General features: G+C 41.5%; 12 protein-coding genes. 10 read left to right on the forward strand and 2 right to left on the reverse strand.

Annotated features, from left to right (window positions below):
* The 9 genes from FN732_RS09235 to FN732_RS09275 form a co-directional block, all read left to right on the forward strand.
* Positions 1 to 495 (forward strand): integrase core domain-containing protein (locus FN732_RS09235; RefSeq protein ID WP_142936253.1); only part of this gene is annotated, 495 nt, incomplete at its 5' end.
* Between the two features lie 2 nt (positions 496 to 497).
* Positions 498 to 1,082 carry a 50S ribosomal protein L25 gene (locus FN732_RS09240; protein WP_142936254.1) on the forward strand — a complete coding sequence of 195 codons (585 nt, stop codon included), beginning with the start codon at positions 498 to 500 and terminating at the stop codon, positions 1,080 to 1,082.
* Positions 1,082 to 1,648 carry an aminoacyl-tRNA hydrolase gene (gene pth / locus FN732_RS09245; protein ID WP_142936255.1) on the forward strand — a complete coding sequence of 189 codons (567 nt, stop codon included), beginning with the start codon at positions 1,082 to 1,084 and terminating at the stop codon, positions 1,646 to 1,648. The genes FN732_RS09240 and pth overlap by 1 nt, the downstream gene beginning before the upstream one ends.
* An 11-nt stretch (positions 1,649 to 1,659) precedes the next feature.
* The gene (rpsF, locus tag FN732_RS09250) at positions 1,660 to 2,037 is read left to right on the forward strand and encodes a 30S ribosomal protein S6 (RefSeq protein WP_142936256.1); all 378 of its coding nucleotides are present in this window, start codon (positions 1,660 to 1,662) and stop codon (positions 2,035 to 2,037) included.
* Entirely contained in the window at positions 2,037 to 2,414 is a 378-nt protein-coding gene (locus FN732_RS09255) for a single-stranded DNA-binding protein (RefSeq protein WP_142936257.1), read from the forward strand. Before rpsF ends, FN732_RS09255 begins: the two co-directional genes overlap by 1 nt.
* 11 nt (positions 2,415 to 2,425) lie before the next feature.
* A complete protein-coding gene (rpsR, locus tag FN732_RS09260) occupies positions 2,426 to 2,665 on the forward strand; it encodes a 30S ribosomal protein S18 (RefSeq protein WP_142936258.1) in 240 nt (79 codons plus the stop codon).
* Positions 2,666 to 3,469, forward strand: coding sequence for a YybS family protein (locus FN732_RS09265; protein WP_142936259.1), 804 nt, complete (start codon positions 2,666 to 2,668; stop codon positions 3,467 to 3,469).
* The gene (gene rplI / locus FN732_RS09270) at positions 3,450 to 3,902 is read left to right on the forward strand and encodes a 50S ribosomal protein L9 (RefSeq protein ID WP_142936260.1); all 453 of its coding nucleotides are present in this window, start codon (positions 3,450 to 3,452) and stop codon (positions 3,900 to 3,902) included. Before FN732_RS09265 ends, rplI begins: the two co-directional genes overlap by 20 nt.
* A gap of 23 nt (positions 3,903 to 3,925) precedes the next feature.
* Positions 3,926 to 4,453, forward strand: coding sequence for an S-adenosylmethionine decarboxylase family protein (locus FN732_RS09275; protein WP_142936261.1), 528 nt, complete (start codon positions 3,926 to 3,928; stop codon positions 4,451 to 4,453).
* On the opposite strand, the gene rsmI is transcribed toward FN732_RS09275, so the two are convergent.
* Entirely contained in the window at positions 4,439 to 5,284 is an 846-nt protein-coding gene (gene rsmI, locus FN732_RS09280; protein WP_142936262.1) for a 16S rRNA (cytidine(1402)-2'-O)-methyltransferase, read from the reverse strand. The genes FN732_RS09275 and rsmI overlap by 15 nt on opposite strands.
* Complete coding sequence (locus FN732_RS09285; protein WP_142936263.1) at positions 5,263 to 5,643, reverse strand: Rid family detoxifying hydrolase; 381 nt, start codon at positions 5,641 to 5,643, stop codon at positions 5,263 to 5,265. The genes rsmI and FN732_RS09285 overlap by 22 nt, the downstream gene beginning before the upstream one ends.
* 97 nt (positions 5,644 to 5,740) lie before the next feature.
* On the opposite strand from FN732_RS09285, the gene FN732_RS09290 reads away from it, so the two are divergent.
* Positions 5,741 to 6,042 (forward strand): helix-turn-helix domain-containing protein (locus FN732_RS09290; RefSeq protein ID WP_142934556.1); only part of this gene is annotated, 302 nt, incomplete at its 3' end.

Genomic DNA, 6,042 nt, shown 5'->3' on the forward strand with positions numbered 1-6,042 from the left:
AGAATAGGCTTTGCAAAGGTTTATTCTACAAAAAGCAGCAGGAGTGGGAAAAGGTTCTTCCAGGAACTTGAAAAGTTTCTTCCCTTCAAAATAGAGAAAGTTCAGACAGACAACGGAAGTGAGTTTATAGGAGAGTTAGAGGACTACCTTAAGGAGAGGGGAATAGAACACTACTTCAGCTATCCGAGGTCTCCCAAGACCAATGCACACGTTGAAAGGTTCATACAGACGGTGGAGAAGGAACTGTGGATGATAGAAGGGACTGAGCCGAAAGTTGATGAAATGAACAGGAAACTATTTAGGTATCTAAACTTTTACAACTTCGTTAGGCCTCATCAAGGTCTTGGTTATAAGACTCCAGTAGAGAAGTTTGAGGAATATATTAAAAAACTCCAGGGTGTCCACCATGTATTGAACGAGAACAAAAACTTGACAAAATACAAGTACAAGTGTAAATATTGGCTTGCTTTCCCGCAGAAAAACATTAGGAGGTAGATATGAAGGTAGTAGAACTAAAGGCTACCAAGAGGGAGAAAACAGGAAAACAGGTAGCCAAAAAGCTGCGCAGGGAAGGCCTTCTACCGGCTGTTATCTACGGCGGTGGAAGACCAGAGGCAACACCGATTGCCGTTCCTGCGAAAGAGGTTAAGAGAATCAAACACCACCATGGACTCATTAAGCTCCTCTTGGACGACGAGGAGAGGATGTGCATCCTTAAGGACATCCAGTACAACTGGTTAGGTGATGTTCCTATTCATTTAGATTTCCAAGAAATTAAATTTGGAGAAACAATTGAAGTAACTGTAGAACTTGAGTTCGTAGGAACTCCAATAGGAGTTTCGGAAGAAGGTGGAGTTTTAGAGATTCTTAAAAGAGAAGTTACAATCGAAACTCTTCCAAGGGCAATTCCTGAAAAAATTGTTGTTGACCTTTCAAATCTCCATGCTGGAGATGCCCTTCACGTTGGAGAGATTCCCCTTCCCGAAGGAGCAAAGTTGGCAGATAACCCTGAGGAAACCGTTGCAGTAGTTGTAGAACCTGAGGAAACAGCAGAAACAGAAGAGGAGACAACTGAGGAGTAATGGTTAAGCTCGTTGTAGGCCTTGGAAATCCCGGAAAGGAGTATGAAAAAACCCGCCACAACGTTGGATGGTGGGTTTTGGGTGAGGTTTCTAAGGAATTGGGGATTTCCTTTTCAAGGGAAAAGTTTAACGGCCTCTACGGAGAAACAAAGCTTAATGGGGAGAAAGTTTTCTTCCTCAAACCATTAACCTATATGAACAGAAGCGGAGAGAGTGTTTCTCGGTTTGCAAGGTTCTTTAAAATTGAACCAAAAGACATTTTGGTTATTTACGACGACCTTGACCTTCCGTTAGGAAAGGTGAGGTTAAGGTTAAAAGGGAGCTCCGGAGGACACAGGGGAGTTCAATCGGTAATTGAAAGCTTGGGAACTCAGGAATTTCCAAGGATTAGAGTTGGAATAGGAAGGCCTGAGAGAAAGGAAGAGGTCGTTGACTACGTTTTATCACCTTTTAAAGAGGAGGAACTTCCCCTAATTGAGGAGGCTGTAAAGAGGGCAGCTTCCTGTGTTTTGGAGATTCTCCAGAAAGGAGAATTGGACCAGAAAATTCAGAGTAAATGTACTTAATGGAGGTAGTTATGAGGGAGTACTACTACGAAATGGTTTACATATTGAGACCAACAATGTCAGATGAGGAGACAAAGGCAGCAATTGAAAAGATTAACTCCTACGTTAACAGGTACAAAGGAGAGGTTCTATCAGTAGACGAGTGGGGAAAGAGACAGCTTGCCTATCCTATTAACGACTACGACAAGGGCTACTACGTTCTTGAATACATCAGAACGAACGAGAGGGACTTTGTAAAGAATATGGAAAACTTTTTCAGAATTAACGAGGATGTAATTAGATTCCTCCTCTTTAGACTTAAACCTTCCGAAGTTAAGGAGCTAAAGGAGAAACTTTCAAAGAAGGAGGAGGAAAAGGTAGCCGTTGAAGAGAATAAGGGAGAGGAATAATGGCAAACCTTAACAAGGTTTTTCTCATAGGAAGGTTAGTTGCTGACCCTCAACTTCAACACACAAGCAGCGGAACTCCATTTACGAGGCTGAGAATAGCTGTAAACAACCCTTACAGGGACAGGGACGGAAACTGGCAGGACAATACCCTATTTATTGATGTTGTTCTTTGGGGTGCTGCAGCGGACAGAGCTGTTGGCAGATTCAACAAGGGAGATAGGGTTTTAGTTGAAGGGAGTTTAAGGCAGTCAACCTGGAAGACGGAAAGTGGAGAAAACAGGAGCAAAATTGAGGTTAGGGCTGATAGGGTTTCTGCCCTTGACCCAAGAAGGGAAGTTTTAGAGGAAGAAGAGGAAATTGACGACATTGAATTTTAAGGAGGTAAGAAATGGCAAATGGACTTCCACAGAGGAGATTTGTTAGGAGAAAGTACTGTAAGTTCTGTGCTGAGAAGATAGAAAAGATTGACTATAAAAACGTTGACTTATTAAAGTCATTTGTCTCTGAAAGGGGAAGAATTATTCCAAGGCGTATTTCAGGTGTCTGTTCAAAGCACCAGAGACAGCTTGCAAGAGCTGTTAAGAGAGCAAGACACTTAGCACTTCTTCCATTTGTGAAGATTGATTAAATGGAAAGACTAAAACCGTTAATAGTTCTGTTTCTCTTAACGGTTTCTACAGGATTAATGCTAAGAAGTCCCAGCTTGATACCGTTTGGGCTGGGACTTTCAATATTTATTCCCCCAGTTTTTATAAGGGTTCTGAGGGAGTACAGTCTCTTCTGGAGCTCCCTTTTAACATTTCCTGCGTTATTGTTCCTTTTCTTTCTGAACAGGGAATCACTCTTGGATGTTTCTTCAGTTATAGTTTTAGGAGCTCTATTCTTCCTAATGAAAAACTTTTCCCCGAGTATAACCGTTACAACTGGAGGGGTTTTCCTTACATTCGTAACGGTTTTAGAGGAGACTTTATTTGGACTTCCTAAGGAAGTTGGTCCGTTAAAGGAGTTACTAAGTTACAGGTACGGCATCTACTTCTTTTCATCCTCACTCTTTTCCTATCTATCCTACGGTATCTCAAGGCTTTTCTGTAGAGAGCTCCGACCTTTAAGCAACCTCAAGTACGGTTTCTGGTTGGTTATTCTTTTTATCCTTTCTGCGTTAGGGGTTGTTCTAAAATTAAGTGGAGTATTGGGTGAAGTCTCAAAAAATCTTCTAATTGTTTCCATTTCCCTGATTTCACTTCAGGGGTTAACCGTTTCACTGTGGTTTTGGTCAAAACTTTCCAACCTGTGGAAGTTGATAACGGGAATTTCAATTATTATTTTTCCAGCTGCACTGTTTGTCCTTTCGGCTATTCTTGGACTTTTGGACTACATGCTAAACTTTAGAAAACTTGAAGGAGGTGAGGAAAATGAAAGTAATACTAATTAGGGATATGGAAAACTTAGGAAAGGTTGGAGACATTGTTAACGTAAAGGACGGCTATGCAAGGAATTACTTGATTCCCGAAGGCATAGCCCTACCTGCAACGGACAGCAATGTAAGAAGGGTAAAGAACGAACTTCAATCACTAAGGAAAAAGGCTGAAAGACAGATTCAGAGGTTTAAAGAAATTGCCGAAAAGCTCAACCAGACAAGGGTGACTATTGAGCACGAGGCAGGTGAAGAAGGAAAACTTTTTGGTTCAGTGACAACATCTCAGATTGAGAAGGCCCTCCACAAGGCAGGATTTGAGGATGTAGAGAAGAAACAGATAGTACTTGAGAAACCTATAAGGGAGATAGGAACTTACGAGGTAAAAATTCACCTCTTTAAGGACATTGAGGCAACTGTAACTGTAGATGTCGTTCCTCTTAAAAAGTAACTAACCGTTTTTTGGAGGATAAGATGGAGTTTGTTGGAAGGCACGTAATGATGGATGCGGTTGTTAGCGACATTTCAAGGATAAATACAATTCAGCCTATTTACGACTACATGGAAGAGCTTGCAAGAAAGTTAGATATGACGTTGGTCTATCCTCCAATTGTAGCCAAGTTTCCATTTGCCCAATCGGAACTTGAACAGTTTGTAAAGAAACTATCAGAGGAGAACGTTAAGAGTAGAACCCTCGAGTTTATGGAGGAAACTCTCAAGAGAAGAGCAACCGAAGATAGTGGAGTCTCCGGAGTCTCTATCTGGCTCGAGAGCCACTGTACGATTCACACATGGCCAGAGGAGGACTTCTTCAGTTTAGATGCTTACAGCTGTAAGGACTTTGACCCAATGGTGGCATTTGAGTTCACAGTAAAGTGGTTTAAGGTGAAGTATGCATCCTTTGTCGATGTTGAGAGGTACATCGGCGGCCCCTGTGTAATAAAGGCCTACGAGTACAAGGACGGTGAACTTGTTGAATGTAAACCCTCAATCGTTAAGTAGTTCAACTACCCTTTTGTAGATTTCTCTTTTTGGGAGGCCTGTTACTTTAGAGGCCTCCTTTGAGACCTCCTTTGCAGAAAGCCCCTTTTTGAGAAACTCCAAGATTACTTCATCCAAATCTTTTTCCTCCTTTTCTACTTTTTGAGGAGGAAAGATGAGAACAAATTCTCCCTTAAGCTTTCCTTTTTCTTTTAGTTCCCTTAGAATTTCCTTAGGTTTTCCCCTTAAAAACTCCTCGTTGACCTTTGTTATTTCCCTGTAAACCCCCATTTCAATTTCAGGGTAAATTTCAGAAATTAGACCTAAAGTTCTCTCCAACCTATGGGGTGATTCGTAGAAAACAGAAGTAAAGTGTTTTCCAATAAACTCCTCTAAGGTTTCTCTTAGAGCTCCCTCTTTCCTCGGAAGAAATCCACCGAAGAAGAACTTATCCGTTGGGAATCCAGAGGCAGAAAGTGCAGCAATAAGTGCTGAAGGCCCTGGAACGGGAACTACATCTATTCCCTCTCTCCTTGCAAGAGAGACAATCCTATATCCAGGGTCACTTATACAGGGCGTTCCGGCATCTGAAACGAGAGCAACACTCCTTCCCCTTTTCAACTCCTCAATTAAATCCTTAGCTCTCCTTTCCTCGTTGTGCTCATGGTATGAAACGAGCTTTTTTCCCTTAATCCCATAATAGTTCAAAAGCTTTAAAGTCCTCCTGGTATCCTCACAGGCTATTAAATCAACCTCCTTTAAAATCCTAAGTGCCCTTAGTGTAATATCCTCTAAGTTTCCTATGGGAGTAGCAACAACAAACAGCTTTCCTATCCCCTTACTGCTATGCATTCAACCTCCAGGAGAGCTCCCAACGGAAGTTCGCTGACACCTACAACAACCCTCGTAGGCTTAACAGGACAGCTCTTAAAGAAATCCTCGTATATTTTGTTAAATTTCGAAAAGTTTTCTAAGTTCTTCATATAGACGGTAACCCTCACAATACTGCACCTGCTTCCCCCTCCTGTCTCAACTATCGAAATTAGATTTTTTAAAGCCTGTTTTGACTGCTCCTCAAATGACTCTAAGAGCTTTCCAGTTTCAGGGTCTATTCCCAACTGTCCCGAAACAAAGATGAAGTTTCCGTACAGGATGCCCTGTGAATAGGAGGCTACGGGTTTTGGAGCTCTCTCCGTTTCTATCCGCTTCATGCGACTCCTCCAAATTTAGAAAGTAGTGTTGAAGTTCAGAAAGAAGGTGGACACCCTAAAATAAGATTTGAACTCCAACAAAAGGAGGTGTCCACCAATGAAACAATTAAAGAAATTCAAAGGAGCATCCCTGCACATATCAAATACACCCTTCAAAAAAACAATCAAAAGAGGAACGAAAATCAAAACAAAACTCGACCTAACAAAAGACCCAAACGTGAGAAAAAGACTTAAATGGATTCAACACTACGAAAAACACCAAAATGCAAGACTAACCTGCAGATACTTCGGAATAAGTCCAACTACCTTCTACAAATGGAAAAATAGATACAAAAAGTACGGTTTAGAAGGCCTCAAAGACAGAAACAAAAGACCCCACAGAGTAAGACAACCTCAGAT

The sequence above is a fragment of the Balnearium lithotrophicum genome, assembly GCF_900182585.1.
GTDB classification, from domain to species: Bacteria; Aquificota; Aquificia; order Desulfurobacteriales; family Desulfurobacteriaceae; genus Balnearium; species Balnearium lithotrophicum.

Bases quoted from the DNA above. Each gene is read 5' to 3' on its own strand.
- rpsR (WP_142936258.1), top strand. From the start codon at position 2,426: ATGGCAAATGGACTTCCACAGAGGAGATTTGTTAGGAGAAAGTACTGT.
- FN732_RS09275 (WP_142936261.1), top strand. From the start codon at position 3,926: ATGGAGTTTGTTGGAAGGCACGTAATGATGGATGCGGTTGTTAGCGAC.
- rsmI (WP_142936262.1), bottom strand. From the start codon at position 5,284: ATGCATAGCAGTAAGGGGATAGGAAAGCTGTTTGTTGTTGCTACTCCC.
- FN732_RS09285 (WP_142936263.1), bottom strand. From the start codon at position 5,643: ATGAAGCGGATAGAAACGGAGAGAGCTCCAAAACCCGTAGCCTCCTAT.
- FN732_RS09255 (WP_142936257.1), top strand. From the start codon at position 2,037: ATGGCAAACCTTAACAAGGTTTTTCTCATAGGAAGGTTAGTTGCTGAC.
- FN732_RS09240 (WP_142936254.1), top strand. From the start codon at position 498: ATGAAGGTAGTAGAACTAAAGGCTACCAAGAGGGAGAAAACAGGAAAA.
- rpsF (WP_142936256.1), top strand. From the start codon at position 1,660: ATGAGGGAGTACTACTACGAAATGGTTTACATATTGAGACCAACAATG.
- rplI (WP_142936260.1), top strand. From the start codon at position 3,450: ATGAAAGTAATACTAATTAGGGATATGGAAAACTTAGGAAAGGTTGGA.
- pth (WP_142936255.1), top strand. From the start codon at position 1,082: ATGGTTAAGCTCGTTGTAGGCCTTGGAAATCCCGGAAAGGAGTATGAA.
- FN732_RS09265 (WP_142936259.1), top strand. From the start codon at position 2,666: ATGGAAAGACTAAAACCGTTAATAGTTCTGTTTCTCTTAACGGTTTCT.